Here is a 26435-nt window from a genome sequence, read left to right on the forward strand (position 1 = left end):
GTAATTTGACACCAGCATGGGTCGGAAGATACAGGGCCCAAGGGTATTGGGACAAACACAGCGTTATGGTGGAAGAGTCGACTAGGTTAATGCGACCTAATTGCTTCGTGGCCTTTTTCAGTCCAATTCTGCGAACAAGTTGCGCAATGCAATGTTGAAGAACAGAGTCTAAAAATGCCTGTTCCAAATGACGCAGCTTTCGTGACAACTGTGATGCACTGATGGACTGAATTCCGATTTCCGACTGTAGTTCCTTTGTCTCGTTCAACTTACGGCTGAGTGATGTTAGTGACGAAATCTGATTGACCTGGGCAAAGAGCAGTAGCTGAGTGAGCTTGATAGAATCGAGCTTTTTCGTGTACTTGTCCAGGTGTAGTAACTGAATTTGTTTCAACATTAATTTCGTATCTAGAGAAACTAGGTATTCCGCCAAAGTGGATTTCATGATACCCTTATTCATGCTTGGGTTCCTTAGATTAGATTTGGACAGGGCTACCTGTACATCTATTCTAAGGAATCTTTATATGTATAGGGGTTACACAATCATGAATCTTCATAAGGTTTAAAATATTTAATTTGTCAACGGGTACCCGTTGACAAACCACTAAAAAGTTAATGCAACGCTAGTGGCTATGACCGACTTAGCCCCCGCGTTCAACTGCCACTCGGACAAATTAAGTCGCTGTCACCGACTTAGCTCCGAATAACAGCGCGGCTAAGTCGCTATGGCCGACTTAACTCGCAGAAATCGCAAGGTTAAGTGGCTATGACCGACTTAGCCCCTGCTTGGAATTCCCCAACAGAGATACACCAATCCACATTTTTCCACCCCAATCCACATAATCGCAACACTATCAGGACGTCTGGTCAACATCAGATTGATAGACTCGTCGCCGTGTTGTTTCATAGCATCCACGCGAACCGAGAAAGGAGAATTCAATTGTCAAGCCAGAGTACGAATCGAAAAGCGAAGCACAAACTCAAAGACTATGACCCGAACCATTCAGAGCGTCGGACATCGCACTGGGTTTGGCCTGCCCTTGCAGGCACTCTCGTTGGAGCTGCGGTTGTTGGGGCCGCTTGGGGCGTAGCTGGACATGGACACCCGAACGATCCGCTCGTAGCGTCGGTGGGGGCCTACAGGATTCACCAATCAGACTTTGTACAACAAATGCAGACCCTCTCTGGAAAGCAAACGTTGCAGCAGATGATAGACAACCAGTTGATTAAGGACGGAGCGAAGGCACATCATATTTCCGCCAGCAAGACGGATTTAAACAACGCCGTAAAGAACCTAGAGGCACAGTATCACATTACAAACAGTACCCAGTTTCAACAATTCCTTCAATCAAACGGTCTGACTCAGAGTAGTCTGGACAACATCCTGACCGTGAACATCCTTGAGAAAAAATTGTCCGAACAGGGCATCACGGTGACCGAAAAGGAAATTCAGGATTACTACAACAAAAACAAACAAACATTCATACCAAAGGGCAAGAAAACGCCCGAGCCATTAAGTGCTGTAAAGAGTCAAATCAAGTCACAGATCATGCAGTCCAAAGCCACACCACAAGCTACACTGTTAGCAAACCTGGCAAAAAAGAATAAAGTCACCATCTATGACTCAACGTACGCCAGCATCAAGACGAGTTTGGAGACCCCTCCGCAGACGGCAGCAGCGCCATAGAAAAATATAAGCCTCTGTCTGTGGCTGGCCCCCAGATGGAGGTTGACTCTGTGCCGTCCGATTGAGCATCCCTGACCACCAGAAATATTTCGGTATTTATGGACCACCGAAAGAGGATTGGATTAACTTAGGGGTACAAAACCCTCCACTTGAAAAGTCTCTCTCTTCTTGAAAAGTCTCTCTCTTATTCAAAAATCTCTCTCAAAATCCTTGTAGGTATGCCATGTACTATGATAGAAGACCGTCGGCCTCGTGATGAGGAAGGCGGTCTTCTTGTATATTTCGGCAATCCATCTTGTATGTTTTGGCAATGCATCAGGCGTGCAAAAAGTGTAACCTTTTTGAAACCCATTTCGTCATTCGGCTGAAGGGAGGTTGGTGGCATGCATGAGAACACGATTGAGACCTGGTTCGACTCGTACGGCCAGGACGTGTTCAATTATCTGGTCTATTATACGTCTTCTATTGATGTAGAAGATCTAGTCCAAGAAACGTTTACAAAAGCATGGATCAAGCTGCGCAATTATGGCGAGATAGAAAATCCCAAAGCATGGCTATTTTCCATCGCTAGAAACACAGCGACGGATGCAATACGGAAGAAGAAACGGCCGATTGAAAACACAGTTCGTAACAACGACCTGTTGAATTCGCTTGAGAGCCACCTCTCCGTGGAAGATAAGGTCCAATCCAATGAGGAAAAGCGGCGACTGAGCGCGGCGCTGTTTGCCTTGAAGCAGAGTTACCGGGAGGTTTTGATTCTGCGAGGCATTGAAGATTTGTCCGTAAGCACGACAGCTCAAATCTTAGGTTGGTCCGAGTCGAAGGTGAAAACCACCTATTTTCGCGCCATTCGTGAAATCCAACAGCACCTACAAGGAGGAAACTACAATGGACTGGTCCGGTGAGGAAGATATTCAATCAAAGCTGAAGGAGATACCGAAATTCAAAATGAGTGAGTGGTCCGCAGAACAAATCAAGTCCAACTTAAAAACCGTTTCAGTGAAACCGCAAAAGAGCCGCAAAGGGATAACTGCGCTCAAATCGGTCGGTGTAGCTCTTTCTGGGGCCGCTGTTGCGGCTATAGTATTGACCAATCTCCCGTCGCATCACTTGTCAAATGTACAAATGACAACCGGTGCAGGTGGTTCGTCTTCTTCCACCGCCAATGCAACTTCCAGCCCAAGCACCGTGTCAGGTATAAACACGACGTCCGGTACACAGAACACCCAGAGCACGCACAACACGCAGAGTGGGGCCACTGCCAGTAATGCCCCGACACCGTATTCATATTTCGGGATCAAGACAAGTCTAAAGCCGATGATACCGGCGGCACTGGCAAAAGGGTACCAGACGAAGGCGTCCGAGATATCCGTCATTAATCGCGACCCAAGCTCCACCTTCTTCCGCGGAGACAGATATTCCGCCCTCTATGTCGATCCGACGAGTCAGGCCAAGGTCCAAGTCTCAGAAGTCGTCGGTAACTCCATCTCCGATTACACGGAGGGAGCCAATAACACGACAGTTTCTTGGCAGACGACAAAGCAGATCAATGGCCAAATGTACTATATTCACCCTGCTTCTTCGCAGCCGGCCGACAATAGCAATATCGTCGGATTCGTGCGAGACAACGTGGTATATGAGTTCGCGAGTACGCAGTTGTCGACGGATGCCTTGTTGACACTTGTGCAAGGGGAACTGCAGCCGGCGCAAGTCAATGTTGCTTATCGCTATGCGGGACAAACCTACAGTCTTGCGGTAAACAACATCACGTTTAAGCCGCTCATGTTACCAAACTCGTTGTCTTCACAGTGGCAGCTCTATACAATCGGAAGCGGCCTGACAAAAACCTCTGATCATTCCGGCTTTCAGGACGTCGTCATCGAATATCATCTTGCAAACAACAGCAACCAACTGATTGACGTGATGGAAACGCCTCTTCAAGATGCCGGCCAAGCGGGACTAGGCCACCCGATGTACAGCGCCAATAAGACATGGAACGACTACAATCATGGCTTGGAAATCCAAGTTTCAGGAAACATCCCGCAGGCCCAACTTGATCAGATTGTGAGTGCGATGCAAGCGAGTAAGTGATACTCACCAGCCAGACCACACCATGCGGTGCAAGGCAACCGAAGCAGGTTCTCGATATATATATCACTATATATAAAGGAAAAAGACCGTCAGCCTCGTGATGAGGAAGGCGGTCTTGTTTCACGCTGCACATTCAACAACTCTCTCATCTCTCATCTCTCATTCGGCAGTGTTATGACTGCTTTGAACAAATCCCCGTCGATATGAATATCGAGTGAGCCGTCGTGGAGATCTACAATGGATTTCGCAATCGCCAGCCCAAGACCCGAACCCTCTGTATGCCGCGATTCGTCTCCACGCTTAAAGCGCTCAAACAGTTCGTCGATATCTCCGTTCAACTCATACCTGGAAACGTTCTTGAAGGTCAGTGTCGTCATCGCCGGACCTTGTTCGATGGACAGGTAAACCCGTGTGTGCTCGAGTGAATACTTCAGGATGTTGCCAATGAGGTTGTCGAACACGCGCCACATCTTTTGGCCGTCAACCACGCAGTATATCGGTTCCGCGGTCTTTGTGATCCGGAAGTCGAGTTCAGATGCAGAGACGGCCTCATCCCGCTCAGCCAACGCCTGCTGTAGCAACTGCGCGATGTCTACACGTTCTTTCTTCAATTCTACATTGCCGCTCGCCATCTTTGACGCTTCAAACAAATCGTCGATCAGGGCCTTCAGGCGCTGGGATTTCTGATCGATGACCTCGATATATTGCGCCTTATCCTCGTCATTCAGATCCGGTTTCTTCAGCAGTTCCGTGTACGTGATGATGGATGTCAGCGGCGTGCGCAGGTCGTGGCTGACGTTTGTAATGAGATCGGTCTTGAAACGTTCACTTTTCGCCTGTGCTGCCTGTGACAATTCAACGCCGTGCTTCATCCTGTTGATGCTCTCAGCCAGCTTGGCGTGCGGAGATCTGCCCTTCACCGGCAAGTCAGGCACCGTATAGCCTTCGACAATCTCAGAGGCTGTCGCTGCCATTCGATTTAAATCGCCTGTTTTTCTGGAAACCGCATACAGCGTTGGGACGGTCACAATCAGGAGCAGCGGCACATATAGAACCACCGCGCCGTGATACAAAAAGACAACCATCAGGCCAAAACCGGATGCAAAGAAGACAAGCAGTGTCCAAAATAACTGGAAGCCAGTATGTCGAAAAAAGAACGATTCGCGAAATGCGGATGCAAAGCGATGGAGGATGCTTTCTTGCCAGGCCAACGTGCGTGCATCTTTATCACGCAGAACGTCAGCCATGAACAAGACCTGAACAAGTGTGAGTGTGACCAAAATCGTCGTCACAACCAGCGATTGGGCAAAGTAGACACCATTGAACGGGGCACCTGGCGCAATCTCTCCAATCTTAACCAGGCTCATCATCAGAAAAATGAATGCTGCGAAAGCGCGAATGTCGAACGGAACGCGATTGTACCATTCCTGCCAGGGTCCGTCCCGAAGCGTTTCGAAGACTTCTACTTTCTTCACGGTAAAGGCGCAAGCCGTGAGGGCCGCAATCCCGCACGAGATGTAGACGTACATGAGGCTTGGGTACCCGTAATAGCCGTTTAGAATCAACGGATGCACGCCACCGAGACCGAACGTGAAGAGCAACAGCCAGCCAATCAGTTTCGTGTTATTTTTCCATCTTATATCCAACGCCCCACACCACCTTTAAGTATCGTGGATTCTTCGGATCGATCTCGATTTTCTCCCGAATCTTTCGCACGTGCACGGCCACCGTGTTGTCGGAGGTATCATAGTACGGCTCTTTCCACACCCGTTCATAAATCTCCTGAATCGAGAATACCCGCCCAGCGTTTGTAATGAGCAATTCAAAGATCTTATACTCCATCGGTGTAAAGTGGACAGGTTCACCACTGACCGTGACTTCTCGGGCAACGGGATCGAGAACCAATTCACGGAGTTTGACCACTTTGTCGTTTCCTTCGAACGTACCGAGTGTAACGTAGCGCCGCAGCTGTGATTTGACACGGGCAATCAGTTCGAGCGGATTAAATGGTTTCGTCACGTAGTCATCCGCACCAATCTGCAGCCCGAGTATCTTGTCTGTGTCTTCACTTTTGGCACTAAGCAAGATGATGGGGATGTTCATCTTTTTACGAATTTGAAACGTTGCTTTGATGCCGTCCAAGTTTGGCATCATGATATCAAGAATGATCAGGTGTATGGTGTGACCGCGCAGCACCTCAATCGCCTCGAGACCATCATGTGCGTGTATGACCTGAAGACCTTCATTTCGGAGGTAAATCTCTATCGCGTCGCGAATCTCCTTGTCATCATCCACCACCAGGACACATTGTGACTCCACAAAATCACCTCTTGTTAAACGCATTCCAAATCCGCCGGCATGACTGGATACATCCAAGTGTACAAGAAGTCTCTTAAATCCAAGGCAGGAAAAATCTTAAAAATTTCTGAAGAAGTAGGTGCAACAAATAACCCGCCCCTGGGTCACCATCCAGATTAGGGCGGGTCATAGCGATTTGTTTTACGAATGATTTACTAGTGGTGTACGAACGAATGGTATACAGACGGTATACGACTGGTGTACGAACGAATGATTTACGACTGGTATATACGACTGGTGTACGAATGATTAAGGAGCTACAATTTGCAACGCCTGAATCGGATTTCCTGTTTGCTGCAGTTCGTTAACCTTTGTACCTTCTTGCCAGGCGATTGTGGTCTTTGGCTGAAAGCTTGTTGTGTTGGGATTGGTGCTTTCAATCACAATCACGCCATGGCTGTTCGGGACGGGTAGCATGTGCGTGTGCAGATAGGCAACCACGCTTTGCGCAACCTGTTTCACCGCAGTGTTCGAATTGATGGTGTAAAAACGGACCTGAATCGTCCAATTCCCTTCCTGCCACACATATCTTGCCTGACCCATGGCTGCACTTTCCTGCGCGATAATGCCATTCCCTAAGTTCACCGTTGGGCTGCCTGCGCCGACCCCATTCGATCCTTGAATACTCGCAATCTGATTTGCCGCTTGAGCGGAGGTTGAATAGGATGTCGTTGTAATCGAGTTTTGACCTTGACTTGTGGAACCGCCTGCTTGGAATTGCTTTGGATACGGTTTGTTCGGAACCAGCTTTGAGCCATTCCACGTGTACGTAATCGTGACAGGCGTACCGGTTGGGCTGGCAAGAGAATCATTGCTCAGGTAGACAGGGTACGTCACAGCAATGCCATTTCCAGCAGGCACAGCACTTGTGATTTGTAAGCTTGGTTTCGCCGTATCGGTACCTAAATATTGACCGTTCAGAAAGAAGAACACGAGTTGATTGTAACCATCCTGCGATTGCGTAGCCGTACCAATCCAGGCGGTAAGTGTATCACCTGAACTCGTCTGAACAGATGCATTAGGTTTTTGAGCAGTCACAGAATAACCCTTGCTCTGAATGACAGCCATCTCATTTGCGAAATCGGAGCTCGCATTATTGGAGGTCGCATTATTTGTATTGCCTTTCAACTGTGTTGGGTTTGTGCTATTCGTTAGTGTGTGATTCGATGCCGTTGTCAACCCGTTGGAAGCTGACAGGTGTTTATGCATTGCAAAACCAAATCCACCTGCGATAATGACGACGGCTGCGGCCGCTGCAGCAAATCCAGAAATTGCACCCCGATTGACTTTCCTCGCTGGTTTCTTTCGATTCATCTCCGCCCGCAATGCTTGCAAAATGTCAGCTCTATCTTCAGTACTGAGCTTTACGTCGTTGAGAACGGAAAATTTCTGAGTGGTCTCATCGTTGGTCTCCATTACCTTCACCTTCTTTCATCCGAATCATCATTGGCTGAGATTCTCCTAATAAGTTCCGCAATTCATGTACAGCCCGATAAAACGTTGTTTTCACTTTGGCTGGTGTCCAGTCGAGAATTTGTGCAGTCTCTTCAATGGATAAATCCTGAATACCTCTTAAGACAAATACCTGGCGTTTATCTGGGGTCAGCTCCGTCAATACCTCTTCAAGTTCAATCAATGTATCGAGTGGTACAGACACATCACTCAGATCCGGTTTGTGTCTTTCCAGATAGTTCATCTCAACTCGTTTCTTTCGTAACAAATCGTAGATGTAATTTCTCGCGATCGTAAACAGCCATGTCCTTGGACTTGAATCATCCCGAAAACTGTTCCATGAGCGGTATGCACGTAGAAACACTTCCTGAACAACATCTTTCGGATCAACGGATTTTGGCGCTGAGTAGCGAGCAAATCTATAAATTTCATCCGCATATAATTCGAACCATGTTTCAATGTCTTCGTTTGGCGATCCTTTAGAACGCATTTGGATGTACTCACCTCACTCGTAAACTAATGGGTTCCTTTTAGGTAGTCACTCAGGGGTAGACGAACAGTTCGATAAAAAGTTTCAACCCACATGGAGTGAGGCCTGGTATAGCTTTTATTGTTTATTGTTTATTGTTTATGGTTAACGACCGTTTGCAGCGCTTGAGTCGGATTGCCTGTCTGCTGCAGTTCGCTAACCTTTGTACCTTCTTGCCAAGCAATTGTTGTCTTTGGCTGAAAACTTGTTGTACTTTGGTTCGTGCTTTCAACCACAATCACTCCGCGGCTGTTCGGGGTAGGCAGCAAGTGCGTGTGCAGATAGGTAACCATGTTTTCTGCAACCTGTTTCACAGCAGCGTTAGAATTCCTGGTATAAAAACGGACCTGAATCGTCCAGTTCCCCTCTTGCCACACATATCTTGCCTGACCCGTGGCCGCACTTTCTTTCGCGATGATGCCATTCCCTAAGTTCACCGTTGGACTGCCTGCGCCGACCCCGTTCGCTCCTTGAATACTCGCAATCTGATTTGCTGCTTCAGCGAAAGTGGAATAGGAGGTCGTTGTAATCGTGTTTTGACCTTGACTTGTTGAACCGCTTGCTTGGAATTGCGTTGGATATGGCTTGTTCGGAACCAACTTTGAGCCATTCCAAGTGTACGTAATCGTGACAGGCCTTCCGGTTGGGTCGGCAAAAGAATCATTGCTCGTGTAGACAGGGTACGTCACAGCAATGCCATTTCCAGCAGGTACAGCACTTGTGATTTCTAAGCTTGGTTTCGCCGTGTCGGTTCCTATATATTGACCATTGAGAAAGAAGAACACGAGGTGATTGTAACCATCCTGTGATTGTGCAGCAGTTGCGATCCACGCAGTCAAAGTATCACCAGACGCGGTTTTCACATCCGCATTCGGCGTTGTTTCATCAACCACGTAACCCTTGTCCTTAATCAAGGCAATCACACTCGCATCCTCCTGTTGTGGAGTTGTTGTGCTATCCGTCGAGGCGTTGTTTACCGTACTGCCTGCAGCGGTATTACCGGTCGCAGTATTAGAGGCGGCAGTACTGCCTGCAGCCGTATTCCCAATCACGGAATTACCAGCACCGGTATAACCTGTACTTGAAGCTGTATTGTTTGTCGCGCCCATTGAATGGGTCGCAGCGTTAGCCCCAGATGTGCCTGTTGCAGAATTGGTAAATTGATGAGCAGCAGTTCCAGTCGTCGTTCCAGTTGCATTTGGAACCGTGCCACATCCCGCTAAAGTCAACAAAACCAGTCCTGTAATGGGTATGAAAGCAAAGTGCTTGTTCATGATAAACCTCCTCGTGTTTGCTTGCGACTGAACTGACGAACAAACACCGGTTGGAGTTTCATCAACATCAAAAGTTTCTTTATAAATAGGCAAACGCCAAAGCCGTTTACGGGACGACCGATGTAAAAAAGCCGTTCCCACGAGGAGAACGGCTTTCCCAGTCACAAACGTATCCTATTCGTCCATTTCAAAATTGCATTCTTGAAGTGGCACGACTTTTGTCTTCTTCGCAAACTTATAACCAAGCCACAGTACAATAAACAGCGGAATGCCGATATACATGGCCGTCAGACCTGCCCAATCAATCTTGCCCCCGGTAAAGGCTGTGTAGTCTTGTCCAAAGATGACAATCAGACACAATACGATGGCCAAAATCGGGCCGAACGGATACCACTTCGCCTTGTAAGGCAACTTGCTTAGGTCGCGTCCTTGTGCAACGTAGGCTTTACGGAACCGATAGTGGCTGATAGCAATACCAAACCACGCGATAAATCCAGTTAACGCCGCACAGTTTAAAAGCCAGTTGTACACCACACTGTTCCCAAACAGGGACGACAAGAATGCTGCAAATCCAATCGCGATATTGACATACAGAGCGTACGTTGGAACGCCTTTGCGGTTGACCTTGGCCAAAAAGCGCGGTGCTTTGCCACCATTTGCAAGGGCCCACAACATCCGTGTTGAAACATAAATCGAAGAATTTCCAGCAGATAGGACAGCCGTTAAAATCACTGCGTTCATGACAGCAGCTGCCGCAGCTAGTCCCGCGCGTTGGAAGACCAGGGTAAACGGACTGACGGCGATATTGTTTACGTTTGACTTTAACAAGTTTGGATCGGTGTACGGTATCAGCATCCCAATCACAAAGATAGCCAATACGTAGAACAGTAAAATTCTCCAGAAGATCTGTCGGATTGCCTTCGGCACGTTCTTGGCCGGATCCTCACTCTCACCAGCAGCGAGGCCGACGACTTCAGTGCCCTGAAAAGCATATCCTGCAATCAACACGGTGCCAAACACCGCTGTGAATCCGCCATGAATGGATGAGCCGCCAAGGTTAAAGTTATGAAATCCTGTCGGGTGCCCCGTGAACACACCAAAAATCATCGCCACACCGACAATCAGGAAGATGATAATCGTGGCCACTTTGATTCCAGCGAACCAGTACTCGCCTTCACCGTAACCCTTGACGGAAAAAACGTTGAGTAAAAACAAAATAACAAGGAAGATTGCACTCCACAGAATGGCAGGTGTATTTGGAAACCAGTACTTCATGACCAGTGCGCCCGCTGACAGTTCTGCGGGAATGACTGTCGCCCACGAAAACCAATAATTCCATCCAAAGGCGAAGCCAAGCGCTGGGTCAATAAATCGAGTTGCGTAAGTTTCAAACGATCCCGACACCGGCAACAACGTCGCCATTTCTCCCAAGCCCGTCATCACAAAATAAACCATGAGTCCGACGATGATGTAGGCAATGAGTGAGCCGCCAGCGCCAGCTGAGCTAATGGTCGATCCGCTGGCCACAAACAGCCCGGTGCCAATTGCGCCGCCAATCGCGATCATGGATAGATGTCGGGACTTCAAGTCCCGTCTAAGTTTACCTGAGCTGCCTGAGCCGTCTTTGTTCTCACTGGATGACGTCTGAAGTAAGTCTTTTGCTGCTTGTCCCATCTGTAATCATCCCTTATTTTTATACAAAATAGTGAATAACATTAACTACGTTTTATAGAATAGTCACGTTGACGATATTGTGCAATACAAAATCGGACTTTTTTCGACGTAATATATTCCACACTTGGATCTTGCCACAGAGATGACACATTTCAGTTTTTCGTATTTCCTGTACCGCATGGGAGGACTCATCACAGGCCTTTTATTAGGGATTAACCCTGTTCTCGGTGCCGCTGTCGGCATGATGGCGGTCGTTGCATCAGCCTCCAATACGCCGATTTCCGCGATCGTGATGGGCATGGAACTGTTCGGAAGTTATATCAGCGTCTTACGGATTACTGCGCAAGTTGAGCCGATACAGGCACAAGAAAGAAGCCTGAAATCGCCTGTCTATTCAGAGCAACCCGAAGACGCCGGTGTTGTTGCGGATTTGGCATCTTGGCATGCCCGCACGGTGAAGCGTGGGATGAAAATCTGTGCTAAGGGCCCTATCGAGAGGGCATAGAGGAGTGTTCCAAAGCCTACATTCCCGCCTAGAAACCAGCCTGCGACAAGTACTGTCACTTCAATGGATGTGCGGACAAGCCGAATGGACAGTCCGCGAGCCGCCAGACCGACCATCAGTCCGTCTCTCGGCCCAGGACCCAGGCCTGCTCCAATGTACAAGCCGGTTGCTAAACCGTTAATACCCACACCCAAAACCAGTAGGATAATCCGTGCCGCAAGCGCTGTCGGAGGCGCCACGTGTGAGAGGACGAGGTCCATCACGCCACCGACCACGACCACATTTAGTATCGTGCCGAGCCCTGGACGTTGTCGTAACGGGATCCAGAGGGCGAGGACCGCAATTCCGACGAGAATTGCCCATGTGCCAATCGGTATTCCCGTGTGCAGAGCGAGTCCCTGTTGGAAGACATCCCAGGGATCGATGCCAAGATGCGCCAGAACCAGGAACGAATCGCTGACGCCATAGAGTACAAGCCCTACCAGCAGTTGAGTCATGCGCAACACAAGCCGATTTCGTGCGCTCGGCGGTACCAACGCCCGAACGAGTGGCGTTAAAAACAGGAACATGAGAAGCCTCCTAACATGCAGTGCAAATCGCGTGATGTGGACTCAATCCGCCAGACGGCTTCGATTGTACGATGGGTATCAGCTGCGGTCACCCATTCTGCCCCCGTTCGACTTCCCCGCGAGGTTCCCTTTGTCTATTCGGCTACCTGACGAAGCTCAATCTGTCCTTCTCCAAGGCCATGCGGATCTGGCGCACGCATCGCCCACTCGATGGCTTCCTCGCGAGACTTCACATCGATGAACCAGTATCCACCAATCAATTCCTTGACCTCAGTGAAAGGGCCGTCTGTAACCACCGGCGGTCCTCCGGGCACAGGGTACGAAATGCGAATGCCGTTCGAACTTGGATGGAGTCCACCGACTGCCACCAGGACACCCGCTTTTCTCAGTTCGTCATTGTATTTCTTCATCGCGGCCATCATCTGCTCAAACTGTTCCCTCGGCATCGTCCCTGCTTCTGAATGCGTTGATGCCTTCACAATCATCATGAATCTCATTCGTAACTCCTCCTCCATACTTGCTGGCGTTATAGAGCCATTCTCATCCCTATACCCAAGTGGTGGATGAATGCTCCTATATGAGTCGACGAATGGGGTACGTCGAAATCGACACATCTTCAAATCAAATCACAAAATTCAGATCATAGCAACAATAGAGGACATGGATTCCGGCACTCTGCACTGCATGGCCACAGGCTCAGCGGCCGCCAGCAGTCCATGGTTACTGTCATGTTTTCGCAGCGTCCCATATACAAACACGTTCATCTGATTCACGTGGCCACCATCCCATCTGCAGTTGTTGTTACGGTTGCGGTAAGTCCATTAGAAGCCCGCCGATCCGCTGTCCCTCGCTATCTCTCCAGACGTATGGATTTTGCCGGACCAGTGTGAGAACACAGGCCATTAACCGGTTGTATGGCAAGCCGTTCATAAATTCGCGTTAAACAGACGGCACTAAAATGAAGTCTTGTCCTTCCTGATATCTGGACAAGTCCGGTAGTCCAGCGCTATCCGGACTAAACAACAGAGCAGGCTTGCCCTGATAAATGTGACCAGCGATGTACGCGCAGAACAGACCGTCCGTCAGGTCCTCAAACTCCTTATATCCCCGCCCAATGACACTCGGTGTTACATTCGCTTCTAAAATGGCAGGTGTCCAAGGGACAAGCCTTGCGGCAAGCGGATCGGCATCAGAAAGTCCAAGTATCTGTCGGCACACATCCGGGAACAGTTGCCACAGTCGTCGCCAATACTCGACCAGTTCATTGCGACACAACTCCCAGCTTCGGCCAGACTTCTTCTTGTATTTCCAAACTGTGGGCAGGTCGAACATGGCCAGATGTGCCGCATGGGGATAAGTTTCGAAGAAATGTACTGCGTCATGCTCCTTTGGCATCTGTGCCCCGGCCCAGACTCGAACACCCCTCGACTCAAGATAGGATAACAAACCTGGTCCCCGCGTCCCTGCCATGTTTCCCTGATGTCCTGGATATGCGGCGCACTGTCTCCCACCGTACGCTTTGGCCACATAGCGTTCGCAGGGTCGCATGCCTGTTTGATTTGGCACGACAAGGGGCGCATCAACGGCGACGACAGTCTGGCCCGGCACGAGATAGGGTCCGATGAACTGAGCGATGTCCTCATCGGATTTACACAGACGCGATCCGATGTACCGCGCCCCCGCCCAATCACCACTGCTTGTCCCCTCGATGATGGTCACGCCGGAGTTGTTTTTTGGTGAGAAGGCAAGGTCGATACCGATGAAGTAAATTGCAGTTCACCACTTTCCAGCGCAGGTTATAAATCAAATCGTCTTGTTTTATAAGACAGGTCGAGAACGCAGCCCCAAAGGTAGTTCACGCTGAGTGAATATTGATGTACACTTTTGCTAAACAGGAATATTTTAACACGATTGTGTTCTTTCTATTGTTATCTGAAAAGAGTGAACCCCATGCCAACATACAACAAACTTGTCCGCGATCTAATTCCAGATATCATTCGCAACTCTGGCAAGGAAGCCATGACCTCTATCCTCTCCGAGGACAACTTCAGAGCGGCGCTTCGAACCAAACTTTCCGAGGAAGTGCAGGAATACCTCACCGAAGGGTCGGACGAGCAAGCACTTGAGGAACTTGCTGACATCCTGGAGGTTGTCTCTGCACTGGCTAAATTGCACGGGTCTACGTTCGAAGAGACGCTATCGATACAAGCTAAAAAGGCAAGAGAACGCGGAGGATTTGGACGGAGGATCTTCCTCATCGAGGTTAATGATGAGTCGTGACATCAAGTTAATCACAAGTCACTTAGGGCAGGAATTGATTCACTGGTTAGAGCAGGCATCCAGCGTGAACGTCATCGTGTCGTTTGCGATGAAATCTGGAATTTTACTGCTTCTTCCCCACCTGCAGCAGGCACTCAACCGCGGTGCAGAGGTGAAGATTCTCGTCGGGGATTACCTCTATGTCTCTCAGGCAGAAGCCCTCGAGCAGTTGACATACCTGGACGGCAACATCGAGGCTCGTCTATGGCTGAGTCGTGGGATCTCGTTTCATCCGAAGGCGTACATCATCGAAGTCTCATCGGGTGTTGGAAAACTCGTTGTTGGTTCGTCTAACCTATCCAGGTCGGCGCTGACTTCTGGCTTTGAATGGAATTTGGCGATGAACTCAACTTTTTCTGACGAAACATATCAACTTGCGATAGAAGAGTTCAGTCGAGCGTTCTATGCAGATAATACAGTCCCCATCAATGCAGAGACGATTGCCGAATACACCCAACGCCAGCAAAAATTCGTCTTGGCAAATCCTCAAACGGCCCGTAAATGGACTGAGCGCGAGGAGATCGACTTGACGCTGCCAGTTCATACCCCGCCTCTGAATTCAACCTTGCCCGAGTTCGCCAACGAATCAAGTACATCTTACACCTATTTCACGCCGCGCTATGCACAAGTTGATGCCTTGGATGCGCTGAGACAAACCATGGGTGAGGGCTATGACAGAGCACTTGTTGTCATGGCCACCGGCCTCGGCAAAACATATTTGGCCGCATTTTTTGCTGAACAGTTTCAGAGGGTTTTGTTTGTGGCTCACCGCGAAGAGATCCTGCGCCAGGCTATGAATACATTTCGAAGTGTAATGCCAGACAGGTCTGTCGGTCTTTACAACGGATCTGAGAAGACGCTCAATGCGAAGAGCACCTTTGCCTCCATATTCACTCTTGCAACACATCGGCATCGCTCCCGGTTTCGGCCAGATGAATTTGACCTTATTGTCATCGATGAGTTCCATCATGCGGCCGCTCCGTCCTATCAGAAGTTACTCGGACATTTTCGTCCCAGGTTTCTGTTGGGTCTGACCGCTACACCGGATCGGGCTGATCAGAAGGATATCTACAGTCTCTGCGACGGTAATGTCGCATACCAGATTCATTTCATCGAAGCGATTCAACGAGGGTGGCTCTCTCCTTTTCAGTACTTCGGGGTGTATGACGATATCGATTATTCCCGGATTCGATGGCTAGGCACTCGTTATGATGAAGCTGAACTTGAGGAAATGCAACTGCACAAAGAGCACGCTGAGAGCATATTCGCAGCATGGAGCAGACACAAACAATCGAGGACGTTGGCGTTCTGTTCGTCGATCCGACAAGCAGACTTCCTACGTGACTTCTTTGAGTCCCAAGGGGTTTCATGTGTAAGCCTCCATTCCGAGACCGTGGCCATATCTCGTGTGGAGGCTGTTGAGCAACTAGCTGCAGGGACCATTGACGCTATATTCACTGTGGACCTATTTAACGAGGGTGTAGACATCCCATCCGTGGACACTCTGCTGTTTGTCCGTCCCACAGAGTCACTGACCGTCTTTACGCAGCAAATTGGAAGAGGACTGCGGCTATATGCAGAGAAAATGCACTGTACAATCATCGATTTAATTGGAAACTACCGCCATGCAGACAACAAACTAAAGGTCTTTGATTCTAGTGTCGAGGCAGCTTCACTCTCAGAACAAAGATGGACCATGCCGATCGTACCCGATTCATGTTCAATCAACCTTGATGTAAGGGTCATCGACCTTCTAAAAGAGTTGAACCGCAAACGGAGTCCCCGCAGAGAAAACCTGCTCAACGCATACAAAAACTTAAAGAGGGATTTGGGCCGACGCCCAACGTATCTGGAATTCCATCTTAACAGTGGTATTGACAGCAAGGTCGTGAAGCAGGAGTTTAAGTCTTATGTAGGGTTCTTGGAGTGGGCTGGGGATTTAACGGATGAAGAAACAGATGTTTTTCAGAAGTATATAGGATGGATTGAAGAGGTCGAGCGAACTGATATGACAAAGAGCTACAAGATGGTACTGCTGCAAGCCATGTTAAATCGTGGACCACTCGTCTGGACCCAGCCAATAACTCCAGAACAGGTGGCTCCATTCTTTCATCGATACCTCATGGAAAAAGACTACCGCCGAAGAATCGATTTTTCGGATGAATCATCTCAAGCGTTGTGGGAGTATAAAGAAAAAGCTGTTGCATCTCTTATTCGCAGAAATCCAATGACGAGATGGAGTGGCAGTGGAAACTGGACAGCCTTAAAGCAAGGACACTTCAGGATATTGATCGAGGGGTCAGCCGAGGAGTTACGATATCTACATCAATGGACACAGGAAGCCTGCGAATACCGACTGCACTGGCATTTCTTTAACAAGAAGCGAGGCGGGTAAGGCGGGTAATCTCCGTGATCGCTTCCCCGTTTTAATCAGAGGTGGTGCCCCTCTTAATCTGCAACTGGTCGTGTCATTGTCGTGTCATTATGGAAGCTCATAGTTTAACGGAGGTGTCCAAGGCTGTATGCTGAAGTCCGGGTTCTATGAACAGGTTGTCAACAAACTTATAAGAAGAGATCTTGAGCTATTAAGTGAAGACAACGACTTCTTTATTGATAGCCAGCGCATGGACATCGCCGAGTCAGTTGGTGTGCTAGCTCAATACATGGGAAATGTGATGAGGTCGGCTCTAGAAGTTGTCCAGTCGGATGACGCACTTCACCGCAGAGTCGAAATCTGTAACCGCCTCATACAACTGTTGTCTGCTGAGACCGGAGAACCCTTTTTAGAAGATTACTCCGTCACCTCAGAAGCCGAACTACTCTTGGCGCTGCTAGATAAGCGTAACACAGTGCGCGCCGTTGCCCGTAAATCCGAGACATCTGCACTAAGGCCGACGACGTCTATCTCACAAAGCTCTTTGTTTACTGGGGCAAAACATGAACCGAGTATGATTAACGAGCTGAAACGAGAGATCCTGACTAGCGACCGAGTTGATATGCTGGTCTCGTTCATCAAGTGGAGTGGTCTTCGCCTCATGATGGACGAGTTACGAGAGTTCACGCAAACACGGGAGTTGCGCATCATTACGACATCCTACATGGGTGCAACCGATATCAAGGCCATCGACGAACTGAGAGCCCTCCCCAATACCCATATTCGTGTATCTTACGACACCAACCGCACCCGCCTACATGCAAAGGCCTATGTATTTCACAGAGAAACGGGATTTTCAACCGCATACATCGGATCGTCCAATGTGTCAAATGCAGCATTGTCTACGGGGATGGAATGGAATGTGAAAGTGACCAAACAAGACCTGCCACATACGTACCAGAAGGTGGCGGCCACATTCGAGGGCTACTGGAACGACTACGAATTCACACCGTACGAGCAAAGTGAACGTCCAATGCTGGTGAGGGCGCTGAACTCTGAGCGCTACCAGTCAGGTGACACAGCACACTTTTCCTTCGACATTAAACCATACGGCTTCCAGAGAGAGATCCTTGAGAGGCTCGAAGCGGAACGAGTAGTACATGGACACTACAGAAACCTGGTCGTCGCCGCAACCGGGACGGGCAAGACGGTGATCTCGGCGTTCGACTATAAGCGGTTCCGTGAGCAAAATCGCACTCGCCCCAATCGACTGCTGTTTGTGGCCCATCGAGAGGAAATCCTAAAGCAGAGTATCGACTGCTTTCGAACCGTGCTCCGCGACGAAAACTTTGGTGAGCTCTTTGTTGGAGGACATGAGCCCAGCAGATTAGATCATTTATTTATCTCCATTCAGACGTTTAACTCACGTAATCTAGCGTCTGAAACCTCCCCGGACTACTTCGACTTCATTGTCGTCGACGAGTTCCATCATGCAGCTGCTGCATCTTATCAAAAACTTCTAGACCACTATCAACCATCTATTTTACTGGGGCTAACTGCAACACCTGAGCGCTTGGATGGTAAAGATGTGACAGACTACTTTGACCATCGAATAGCCGCTGAGATTCGCTTACCCGAAGCGATTGACAGAGAGTTACTTGCACCCTTTCAGTACTTCGGTGTGAGTGATAGCGCCGACTTGAGTCAACTGCATTGGCGCCGCGGTGGTTATGACCTCAATGAGTTAAGTAACCTCTACACGGGCAACAGGCACCGAGCAGAACTCATCATACAATCACTCCGGCGTTACGTAAGCGATCTCTCTAAGGTGATTGGACTTGGCTTTTGTGTCTCTGTGGAGCATGCCGAGTTTATGGCCAGCTTTATGAATCAAAATGGGGTTCCATCTCGGGCCTTGCATGCAAAGTCTCCTGCTGATGACCGAACATCAGCGAAACGAGAACTGGCGAGTGGACAGCTACGGTTCATCTTTGTTGTCGACCTCTACAATGAAGGTGTAGACATCCCAGAAGTAAATACCATCTTGTTCCTACGTCCTACAGAAAGTCTCACTGTATTTCTCCAACAACTGGGACGTGGCTTAAGAACAATTGAGGGAAAAGAGTGCCTAACTGTCTTAGACTTTATCGGCCAATCCCATAAAAATTATCGGTTTGAAGACAAGTTTGGTGCACTCCTTGCACGATCCCGAGGGTCGGTTCAAGACGAGGTTAAGCAAGGTTTCCAAAACGTGCCACGAGGCTGCTTTATTCAATTGGAGAAACAAGCCCGTGAGTACGTTCTAAGAAATATTGGACAGGGCATGAACACAAAACGCTCACTTATTGCTCGCATCAAAACTTTTGAGGAAGACTCGGGGCAGGCGCTGACACTCAGGAACTTTATCGATCATTACCATCTTTCACTTCGCGATCTATACCGAGGAAACTCGCCAGTCAGCTTCTCACGCTTGTTAAACCTGGCCGGGGTAATTCCCGACTTCACAAGCTCGGATGACCACGAAATGACCATCACAAAATCCCTTTTGCGTATCAGTGCCATCAACTCGCGCCGTTGGATCCAGTTGTTATTGGATGTTTTAGAGGGATCCCGTAACGGGGGTGAGTTAGCAATGGGTCATAGGCCAAGTATGCCCGGAACGACACACCAAGTAGACCTGGACGAATTATCATTCCTAGACCACCAAATGCTCCTTATGTTTCACTACACGGTTTGGCAAAAACCTCTTAATGACCGGGGGTTCGTGTCACTGTCTGACAGTTTAGAAGCAATCCAGAAGTGCCCGGAGCTTTGCACAGAAATCTGTGACATCCTACGATACAATCTCAGCCACATCGACTTCGTTGATGAACCGGTCGACTTAGGCTTTGACAACGTCCTTGACTTACACTGTTCGTACTCCAGAGACCAAGTGCTCGCTGCTCTGAATTATTACACGGAAGATAAAAAACCGGCCATGCGCGAGGGTGTTAAATATCTCGCGGAGAAGAACTTAGATGTTTTCTTCATTACCCTAAACAAATCGGAGAAGGACTACTCTCCTACAACGATGTACCAAGACTACTTCATCAACGATATTCTATTTCATTGGCAATCTCAGAGCACAACCCCTGCGGACTCTCCGACGGGCCAACGCTATATCCACCATAAAGAGAACGGCAGTCGGGTGGCATTATTTGTTCGGGAGTACAAGGGAGATTCCGCTGGCACCCTGCCTTACTTGTATCTAGGGACAGCTGAATACGTGTCGCATACGGGGTCGCGCCCAATCAATGTGACCTGGCGGCTGCATCGCCCAGTTCCAGCCGGGGTATTTAATGAAATTAATACACTGCTTGTCGTGTAAAAAGATACGACCACCGTCGCGCAAGCGATTAACCCCTACAGAATATTAGTCACTGTTGTGGAAGGGGGTGCCATGGGTTGACCCAACGGGTTCCGCTTCAGAGGTGCAAAACCCGAAACACCGGGTCAAATCGTAGACGATTTCACACTCTAAACAGCAACCAAATCGCAGTCTAATTCGTGAGAAACTGGCGCACCAAGTGATGGCACGCCAGTTATATTTTGCATGGTTTGATCTGGGACTAACGCCCCCATTCGTATTATGAGGTCAGCCAGTTATTACTGGTTGACCTCATTTTACTATAGAGGTTTACTGCGGTAGCCGGGTCGGACGTCCGCCCCCGTGGGTCCATGAACCCCGTGCGCTAAACTGTCCGCCCCCTACTTGCAGAAGCATGATTGAGGCTGGTTGGGACATCGATCTCGTATCACAAGCGAAGCTATGGTACTGCAAGATGGATAGGGGTCTTCCGGCAAGTACATGTGAAAGGGAGTAAGTTAATGAATCCTGTAGTCGGTCTGGATGTTGCCAAGGGAGAAACAGAAGGTCAGGTGTTTCTTGATAAAGGGAAACCCCAGGGTAGGCACTTCAGCATCGTCCATACCACCGATGGTTTTGCCAAGTTTCATGAGGTTTTGGAGGGTGTTGAAGCCCTGGCATGTGTAAAGCCAACTGTGATCTTGGAATCAACCGGACACTATCATGTCCCAGTGGTAAGGTTCCTTGAAGAGCACGGCTACGTCTATATTGTGGTAAACCCGCTCATCTCACACCAAGCCAAGAAATCCAGTCTGCGCAAAGTAAAAACCGATGCCATTGACGCCTATCGTCTCTGTGAGCTCTTTTACAAGGAAGAGTTTGAGCCACTGCGTAAGCGTGGGATGCACCTCTTGGATTTGCGGAGTTTAACCAGACAGCGTGATGCGGTCACCAGCCTGTTTATTCAAACTAAGCTGCAGTTTCATGCCGTGTTGGACCTTGTTTTTCCTGAGTACCGTGGCGTTTTCGGAGATTTATTTTCACAGGTGTCTTTGAAGACGCTTCTGGCTTTCCCAACTCCAGAGGCGGTGTTTGAAGTGTCAGAAGCAGAGCTAGCCGAAAAGATAAAAGCGCTATGTAAGAGTCGTTCGGAGCGCTGGGCGGCACAGAAGGCACAGGACATTATCCAGGCAGCAAACCGTAGTCCGTTTCGTACGGTGTTGCTGTCAAGTCACTTGTTCAGCCTGAAAATGTACATCCAGATGATCCTGGAATACAAAGAGCATCTATCCGACCTCGAAAACCAGATAGATGCCCTCGCCAAAGAGATTGAAGAATGTCAGATTATCCAATCTATCCCCGGAATCGGTGAAACAATCGCAGCCACGATTATTGCTGAAATCGGAGAGATAGAACGGTTTAATCACCCAAAGAAGCTTGTGGCATTTGCCGGTGTGGACCCGAGCGTCCATTCGTCAGGCAAGTTTACCGCCACCATTAACAGAATCACCAAACGTGGCTCAAGTCGGCTACGTCATGCTTTGTATCTGGCAGTCCTATGTAGCCTACGGAAAACCGGAAGCCAGAGACTACAGACGTTCTACAAAGCCAAGCGAGAAGAAGGCAAGGCGCACAAGGTCGCCCTTGTCGCATGCATTAACAAGCTGTTGCACTGGATTTGTGCAGTGCTGAAGAGCCAGGAACCCTTTGTAGACTTGGTATAACTGCCACAATTGCTGTGCTAAAGAAAAACCTTCCATGATCACATGGACGGTTCTTTGTCATGCTCATTTTCAATTTAACATTGCGCAGCAACTAATTTCACTGGAAATGTTGACAAGCTATTAGCTGGTTTAGCGCAATAAAATATCTACCACATTTCATGAGAGACTGACTCTTTATTGGAAGTTCCTTATCGAGGGTAGGCACAATGTCACTATCACAACCAAAAACATGGTGGCTGCTTCAGCCGACATTGTTAGAATGCCACCGATGCTTCGAAATAGTAAGCCAGTTAATAAATATCCAATGGGTTGCGCAATGGCTGCGGAAAACACCTCAAGGCTAATGACCCGTCCAAAGAATTCATCAGGAATCAACTCTTGCAAAATGCCCTCGTGTATGATTCCAAATAGCATGCTGCCTGCCGCACTTAAAGCCATCATAAGCATCAATCCAGGTAACCAATGCATAAAAGACATGACGAATAGAGCTAAACCTTCAATGGCAACTGCTCCGTATGCAATAATACCTCTGTGCCTCCACGTACGTACTGAACCTGCCACAATTCCTGCAAGGATCGCGCCAACTCCGGACATAGATACTAGCAGACCGTATGTGTAGTCTGGATATTTAAAATGAATTTTGATTAACCAAGGCAAGAGAATCGGAATGATACCACTATACGAAATAATAATAAATGTCCACGATAATATCCCAACCCAAACCCAAGGATGCCTAACTGTCTCTCTATACCCTGCAATCAAATCTCTGGTGAATGTATTTTGCTTGGACTTTTTCGGGTTAGTCTTTAGATTCAAATCGGTACTTCTAATGAATACTAGGCTGCCGATTGAAAAGGCAAAAGTAACCGCATCAAACACAAAACCTATAGCGGATGATGCAAAGGTCATAATTAGACCTCCAACTGATGGTCCGACCGAGCTGGTCACCTGTGAGCCGATTTGCGTCAATGAAATTGCAGGATTTCTGATTTCTGGTGTGAATATTTGTTTTCTTAATGCCATATAGGCAGGGCGAAACAAGACGGACATTACTCCATACACAAATACCGTAACATCTAATACAAAAATCGAAAGATGATGGAGTAGTCCAAGGATACCTAATAGCACGAGTAGAATAAGTCGCATCGAATCCGATATTAGCATCATGGATACTCGGGGAAGTCGGTCGACCAAAACTCCTGTAAACGGCTGAAGTATAATTTGAGGGACTGTCTTAAGCGTCACGAGTAGACTCATAGCCAGAACTGAACCAGTTAGTGAGTACACTACCATCGGCAAAATAACACTGAACACCTGATCACCAAATCCAGACAAGAATTGTCCACTCCACAATGCAGAGAACGAACGAGAAACTTTAAAAGGATGTAGCAGCTTGAATTTATCCATCACTCGCATGACCCTCCCTCATTGTTGCCTGCGCAGGTTCCATTATCATATAACACACAAAATGTCAAGTATAGACTTATAATTTTCTCTGATTTAAACTAATAATATGAAAATCGAGGTAACACACTTTTGATTTAACTGCTCCATAAAACGAACGTATGTTCGAATTATAAAAAGCTGCTCTCTATACCTCATAGAGAGCAGCTTTTTGTTGTCTATGTATCCGTAGTGCAATATATATTCAGCTTCCTTTTGTGCTAAACTGCCCAAGAGCGACGCTACAGTGTCGACAACGAGAACGAATATTCATGCAAGAAACGTGGCTGCCGCCTATTCAGTTCTTACCCCATTACCCGAAGAAGCCGTTATTATTCACTCTGGCTTTTGTTCTCCAGATACTCGTTGAATTTATTGATTGCAATGCTATTGCAATGAGCCAATACACCGACTGCCAGCCATACAAGGGACATTGCATTTACGAGTGCATAGTTGTAATTGGCGTCTGGATGATACATATGCCCTCTAATTACATCCACCACAAACCAGACATACGCAATAATCATAACTGCATTTAGAACGACTGGGATCGTCGTCGGAAGTAGTCTTTTAGGCACGGACTTTCCCCCCTCCACATTAACCCGTGTTCTGTATCTCTACTGCCCAAGTGTTCAATAACACCCAGGAAGCCGAACTGCATTTTCATGCAAAAGATCGCGATAACCGTGGTTCAAGACCCGCCCCATTGCGCCCATTGTCAAATAAGAAGCCCTCAACTAGGAGGACTTCAGTATTACGTCACTGCCGATGATGTCTGATACAGTCGAGAGCTGTCTCCACCAACTTAGGAAGCGCGGACTCCGGAAATGGATACACGGAACTGACATTAACTTCGCATAAAACATATGTATTTTCACCAGATTCCGTCTTCGATCCATAAAGAAAGTCTGCGTCCCAAATGACTGGCAGAGCATGTGTATCAATGTCGAGTACACGTTGCAACTTTGCAATCCACTCGGTCTCCATCTTGGCTTTTAGTTTCTGAAACTCTGGTTTTGTATTCGGGTGATAAATCCTCGGTTGTGGCTCTAGGGGTTCTGACCCAGGCTCTGGTCGGAGTAAAGCGGTGACATATTGGTGTCCGAATCCGACCACCTTGTCATGTGACATGTAGCACCGAACCATTCCATCAGGAACGGGACTGTGAAACGGTTGGTCAATCAGTTGTCCTGAACCATCGAAATACATTTCATATTCATTCATAAATTCGCTGATCGACATCTGTTTCTCTGTGCTATGTCGAAGTGCGTGGAGAACACGTACCACAGCATCATCTTCATGCGTTCCCTCAACCAGTTCCACCCGCCAAACACCGTTTCCACCGTTCCCGCGATTTTGCTTTAAGACCCGTGTTGCACCATTGGCGAGTCGTGAAGGCAGATGCTCACGGAGTTCCGCAATGTTTTTATAAAGATGTACGTCCCCGCCCCATTCCATTTCACGAGTCTGAAACAGAACTTCTTTCGTGCCCAGTTTTAGAATCACATCTGGATGAGTGCTGACAAAAACGCCTTGTGAGGCAACATCTCTGAGCATGTCATCCAAAACCGTCCGGTTCATTCCATCTTGAATGGGATTTACCCAGACAAGTACACCATCAACTTCATTCAATTGATGCCTTACTTCCTCAACAAATGCATCGTTATAGACTGCAGGTTCTGCGAGAACACCATGTTTTTTGAATTCCTCGAAAACCTTATTAAGCCTATGATTTTCACCAGTAGCGTTGTTGCGTGTTTCACGATCCCCGTGCCACAGAATTGCCACGCGCGGCTGTCTGTCCATCACCATGACTCCTTTATCGTGCAGGATATTGGGTAAGTTTCTTTAACTCTTATTGTAGAACAGATAGGAGGACACATCAGTGGCAAAAGACGTTTATCTTCAACCCGATGCACCCGACCCGATTCACAGCGATGAGGTTGTCCTTGAGATAGTACGCAAACATGTACCTGACGCCAAAGCAGTCACAGGTGTCGATGAATCCGGTGGGGAAGCGCGTACATACGCTGTAGATGACAATGTTATTTTGAAGGTTCAACGCCCGCAGCAGTTGCGTCCTCGTACAAGTTTGGAAAAGGAAGCTTTCTTCCTCAACCAATTGGACTCGGACGAGCGACTCAGCGTACCTAAAGTGCTTGGCTATGGACGCGAAGGCACCATTGAATATACCGTCATGACACGGATGCCCGGTATTGCAATCGTTAACACCACGCTGGAAGGCGCTGCGCGCAAAGAGACGCTCTTTAAACTTGGGCAAACGCTCGGGCGCATTCATTCAATTCATCAAGAACCATTTATCGCAAGCGCACAATTCCCAGGTGACAAGAGTTTTATCGATGTTAGGCGTCGTTTTGAAGAATCATTTGAGGAACTCATTGAACGCATTAAGGAAAAGAACATTGAGTGGGTACTGCCATATACACCTGAACATGTGGTAGAGAAGTCCCTCGCAGCTTTGCCAGAGTCAAATGAGCGTGTAGCCTTACACTCAAATCCGGGTCCAACACATACATTCGTCAACCCCTCCACAGGAATTTTCACGGGACTCATCGACTTTGGTGACGCGTATGTGAGTCATCCTGCATGGGATTTATGGCGGTGGAATCTACCCGAAGACAGGGAAGCAGTTCTTTCGGGTTACACTGAAGAGAAAGCTGTCGACACCGGCTTCATAGGCACGTGGAAAGTTGTGATGGTGATATCTGATATGATGGCAATTGCTTATCAGATGAAATCTAGAGCGGAATCCGAAGCAGATCTGAAGGATTTATTGGAACAACTGTAGGACGCTAACGGAGAAAATAGAGCAGACATAAGCGCTACTGTCCCACATGCACCTCCCCTTACGAAAGCCACACGGAAGTCACGTAATCTTCCGTGTGGCTTTATTTCATTACAGGTTCTTAAGATTGCCGGCTTAGGTAGTTAACCTGCCCAAGAACATTCCTGTATACGTTAGTGAATAGGGTTTGTAGAAATAATAGAGCCTCGCTACGATGAGTGTGTGCCGGGTCATTGCCCTAAAGAACTCATGTAGGAGGCGCTAATATGAAGTCTAGACTGGTT

The 26435-nt window shown here is 48.2% G+C and carries 23 protein-coding genes; 9 read left to right on the forward strand and 14 right to left on the reverse strand.

Going from position 1 to position 26435, the window contains the following annotated elements; translation table 11 throughout:
* The coding region (locus tag AN477_RS14585) for a DUF4372 domain-containing protein (protein ID WP_157061954.1) at nucleotides 1–460 on the reverse strand (460 nt) is incomplete at its 3' end.
* Nucleotides 461–940: 480 nt separating this feature from the next.
* Here AN477_RS14585 and AN477_RS14590 point away from each other — a divergent pair.
* From AN477_RS14590 to AN477_RS14600, 3 genes are all read left to right on the forward strand, one after another.
* A complete protein-coding gene (locus tag AN477_RS14590; protein ID WP_054969903.1) occupies nucleotides 941–1687 on the forward strand; it encodes a SurA N-terminal domain-containing protein in 747 nt (248 codons plus the stop codon).
* A gap of 383 nt (nucleotides 1688–2070) precedes the next feature.
* A complete protein-coding gene (locus tag AN477_RS14595; protein ID WP_054969904.1) occupies nucleotides 2071–2592 on the forward strand; it encodes an RNA polymerase sigma factor in 522 nt (173 codons plus the stop codon).
* Nucleotides 2576–3778: a hypothetical protein gene (locus tag AN477_RS14600; RefSeq protein ID WP_054969905.1), complete on the forward strand. Its 1203-nt coding sequence runs from the start codon at nucleotides 2576–2578 to the stop codon at nucleotides 3776–3778. The genes AN477_RS14595 and AN477_RS14600 overlap by 17 nt, the downstream gene beginning before the upstream one ends.
* A gap of 152 nt (nucleotides 3779–3930) precedes the next feature.
* Here AN477_RS14600 and AN477_RS14605 read toward each other — a convergent pair whose 3' ends face one another.
* The 6 genes from AN477_RS14605 to AN477_RS14630 form a co-directional block, all read right to left on the reverse strand.
* Entirely contained in the window at nucleotides 3931–5424 is a 1494-nt protein-coding gene (locus tag AN477_RS14605) for a sensor histidine kinase (RefSeq protein WP_054969906.1), read from the reverse strand.
* A complete protein-coding gene (locus tag AN477_RS14610; RefSeq protein WP_054969907.1) occupies nucleotides 5402–6097 on the reverse strand; it encodes a response regulator transcription factor in 696 nt (231 codons plus the stop codon). Before AN477_RS14610 ends, AN477_RS14605 begins: the two co-directional genes overlap by 23 nt.
* Before the next feature lie 288 nt (nucleotides 6098–6385).
* Nucleotides 6386–7552, reverse strand: coding sequence for an LppP/LprE family lipoprotein (locus tag AN477_RS14615; RefSeq protein WP_054969908.1), 1167 nt, complete (start codon nucleotides 7550–7552; stop codon nucleotides 6386–6388).
* Nucleotides 7536–8078, reverse strand: a complete 543-nt coding sequence (locus AN477_RS14620) for an RNA polymerase sigma factor (RefSeq protein ID WP_054969909.1) — start codon at nucleotides 8076–8078, stop codon at nucleotides 7536–7538. Before AN477_RS14620 ends, AN477_RS14615 begins: the two co-directional genes overlap by 17 nt.
* Nucleotides 8079–8209: 131 nt before the next feature.
* On the reverse strand, nucleotides 8210–9391 hold the full coding sequence (locus tag AN477_RS14625) for an LppP/LprE family lipoprotein (RefSeq protein WP_054969910.1): 1182 nt from the start codon (nucleotides 9389–9391) through the stop codon (nucleotides 8210–8212).
* 174 nt (nucleotides 9392–9565) lie between these two features.
* Nucleotides 9566–11065: an amino acid permease gene (locus AN477_RS14630; RefSeq protein ID WP_054969911.1), complete on the reverse strand. Its 1500-nt coding sequence runs from the start codon at nucleotides 11063–11065 to the stop codon at nucleotides 9566–9568.
* Nucleotides 11066–11243: 178 nt separating this feature from the next.
* Between AN477_RS14630 and AN477_RS25500 the strand changes: the two genes are divergently transcribed.
* On the forward strand, nucleotides 11244–11570 hold the full coding sequence (locus tag AN477_RS25500; protein WP_281176351.1) for a chloride channel protein: 327 nt from the start codon (nucleotides 11244–11246) through the stop codon (nucleotides 11568–11570).
* Here AN477_RS25500 and yczE read toward each other — a convergent pair.
* The 4 genes from yczE to AN477_RS14645 all read right to left on the reverse strand — a co-directional run bounded on the left by yczE (nucleotide 11456) and on the right by AN477_RS14645 (nucleotide 13858).
* Nucleotides 11456–12139 carry a membrane protein YczE gene (yczE, locus tag AN477_RS14635; protein WP_054969912.1) on the reverse strand — a complete coding sequence of 228 codons (684 nt, stop codon included), beginning with the start codon at nucleotides 12137–12139 and terminating at the stop codon, nucleotides 11456–11458. The genes AN477_RS25500 and yczE overlap by 115 nt on opposite strands.
* Before the next feature lie 134 nt (nucleotides 12140–12273).
* Nucleotides 12274–12636 (reverse strand): YciI family protein, encoded by a 363-nt coding sequence (locus AN477_RS14640; protein WP_054969913.1) that lies wholly within the window; start codon nucleotides 12634–12636, stop codon nucleotides 12274–12276.
* A 138-nt stretch (nucleotides 12637–12774) separates the two neighbouring features.
* Nucleotides 12775–12912 carry a gamma-glutamylcyclotransferase family protein gene (locus AN477_RS24585; RefSeq protein ID WP_157061989.1) on the reverse strand — a complete coding sequence of 46 codons (138 nt, stop codon included), beginning with the start codon at nucleotides 12910–12912 and terminating at the stop codon, nucleotides 12775–12777.
* A 166-nt stretch (nucleotides 12913–13078) separates the two neighbouring features.
* Nucleotides 13079–13858 carry a DUF429 domain-containing protein gene (locus AN477_RS14645; RefSeq protein ID WP_054969914.1) on the reverse strand — a complete coding sequence of 260 codons (780 nt, stop codon included), beginning with the start codon at nucleotides 13856–13858 and terminating at the stop codon, nucleotides 13079–13081.
* A gap of 231 nt (nucleotides 13859–14089) precedes the next feature.
* Here AN477_RS14645 and AN477_RS14650 point away from each other — a divergent pair, with 231 nt between their 5' ends.
* From AN477_RS14650 to AN477_RS14665, 4 genes are all read left to right on the forward strand, one after another.
* Nucleotides 14090–14419: a nucleoside triphosphate pyrophosphohydrolase gene (locus tag AN477_RS14650; protein ID WP_054969915.1), complete on the forward strand. Its 330-nt coding sequence runs from the start codon at nucleotides 14090–14092 to the stop codon at nucleotides 14417–14419.
* Nucleotides 14409–16853 carry a DEAD/DEAH box helicase family protein gene (locus tag AN477_RS14655; RefSeq protein ID WP_054969922.1) on the forward strand — a complete coding sequence of 815 codons (2445 nt, stop codon included), beginning with the start codon at nucleotides 14409–14411 and terminating at the stop codon, nucleotides 16851–16853. The genes AN477_RS14650 and AN477_RS14655 overlap by 11 nt, the downstream gene beginning before the upstream one ends.
* A 127-nt stretch (nucleotides 16854–16980) precedes the next feature.
* Nucleotides 16981–20199, forward strand: coding sequence for a DEAD/DEAH box helicase (locus AN477_RS14660; RefSeq protein WP_054969916.1), 3219 nt, complete (start codon nucleotides 16981–16983; stop codon nucleotides 20197–20199).
* 500 nt (nucleotides 20200–20699) lie between these two features.
* Nucleotides 20700–21902, forward strand: a complete 1203-nt coding sequence (locus tag AN477_RS14665; protein ID WP_054969917.1) for an IS110 family RNA-guided transposase — start codon at nucleotides 20700–20702, stop codon at nucleotides 21900–21902.
* A 174-nt stretch (nucleotides 21903–22076) separates the two neighbouring features.
* Here AN477_RS14665 and AN477_RS14670 read toward each other — a convergent pair whose 3' ends face one another.
* The 3 genes from AN477_RS14670 to AN477_RS14680 form a co-directional block, all read right to left on the reverse strand.
* A complete protein-coding gene (locus tag AN477_RS14670) occupies nucleotides 22077–23309 on the reverse strand; it encodes an MFS transporter (protein ID WP_211266016.1) in 1233 nt (410 codons plus the stop codon).
* A gap of 368 nt (nucleotides 23310–23677) precedes the next feature.
* Complete coding sequence (locus tag AN477_RS14675; RefSeq protein ID WP_054969919.1) at nucleotides 23678–23923, reverse strand: hypothetical protein; 246 nt, start codon at nucleotides 23921–23923, stop codon at nucleotides 23678–23680.
* Nucleotides 23924–24104: 181 nt separating this feature from the next.
* Nucleotides 24105–25151, reverse strand: coding sequence for a Cj0069 family protein (locus AN477_RS14680; RefSeq protein WP_211266017.1), 1047 nt, complete (start codon nucleotides 25149–25151; stop codon nucleotides 24105–24107).
* 79 nt (nucleotides 25152–25230) lie between these two features.
* Between AN477_RS14680 and AN477_RS14685 the strand changes: the two genes are divergently transcribed.
* Nucleotides 25231–26154 (forward strand): phosphotransferase family protein, encoded by a 924-nt coding sequence (locus AN477_RS14685; RefSeq protein WP_054969921.1) that lies wholly within the window; start codon nucleotides 25231–25233, stop codon nucleotides 26152–26154.
* The last annotated feature ends 281 nt before the right edge of the window (nucleotides 26155–26435 follow it).

It is taken from the genome of Paenalicyclobacillus ferrooxydans (assembly GCF_001399675.1).
GTDB lineage: Bacteria > Bacillota > Bacilli > Alicyclobacillales > Alicyclobacillaceae > Alicyclobacillus_B > Alicyclobacillus_B ferrooxydans.

Bases quoted from the DNA above. Each gene is read 5' to 3' on its own strand.
- AN477_RS14595 (WP_054969904.1), top strand. From the start codon at position 2,071: ATGCATGAGAACACGATTGAGACCTGGTTCGACTCGTACGGCCAGGAC.
- AN477_RS14600 (WP_054969905.1), top strand. From the start codon at position 2,576: ATGGACTGGTCCGGTGAGGAAGATATTCAATCAAAGCTGAAGGAGATA.
- AN477_RS14615 (WP_054969908.1), bottom strand. From the start codon at position 7,552: ATGGAGACCAACGATGAGACCACTCAGAAATTTTCCGTTCTCAACGAC.
- AN477_RS14620 (WP_054969909.1), bottom strand. From the start codon at position 8,078: ATGCGTTCTAAAGGATCGCCAAACGAAGACATTGAAACATGGTTCGAA.
- AN477_RS14625 (WP_054969910.1), bottom strand. From the start codon at position 9,391: ATGAACAAGCACTTTGCTTTCATACCCATTACAGGACTGGTTTTGTTG.
- AN477_RS14630 (WP_054969911.1), bottom strand. From the start codon at position 11,065: ATGGGACAAGCAGCAAAAGACTTACTTCAGACGTCATCCAGTGAGAAC.
- AN477_RS25500 (WP_281176351.1), top strand. From the start codon at position 11,244: ATGGGAGGACTCATCACAGGCCTTTTATTAGGGATTAACCCTGTTCTC.
- yczE (WP_054969912.1), bottom strand. From the start codon at position 12,139: ATGTTCCTGTTTTTAACGCCACTCGTTCGGGCGTTGGTACCGCCGAGC.
- AN477_RS14640 (WP_054969913.1), bottom strand. From the start codon at position 12,636: ATGAGATTCATGATGATTGTGAAGGCATCAACGCATTCAGAAGCAGGG.
- AN477_RS14650 (WP_054969915.1), top strand. From the start codon at position 14,090: ATGCCAACATACAACAAACTTGTCCGCGATCTAATTCCAGATATCATT.
- AN477_RS14655 (WP_054969922.1), top strand. From the start codon at position 14,409: ATGAGTCGTGACATCAAGTTAATCACAAGTCACTTAGGGCAGGAATTG.
- AN477_RS14660 (WP_054969916.1), top strand. From the start codon at position 16,981: ATGCTGAAGTCCGGGTTCTATGAACAGGTTGTCAACAAACTTATAAGA.
- AN477_RS14665 (WP_054969917.1), top strand. From the start codon at position 20,700: ATGAATCCTGTAGTCGGTCTGGATGTTGCCAAGGGAGAAACAGAAGGT.
- AN477_RS14670 (WP_211266016.1), bottom strand. From the start codon at position 23,309: ATGGATAAATTCAAGCTGCTACATCCTTTTAAAGTTTCTCGTTCGTTC.
- AN477_RS14680 (WP_211266017.1), bottom strand. From the start codon at position 25,151: ATGGACAGACAGCCGCGCGTGGCAATTCTGTGGCACGGGGATCGTGAA.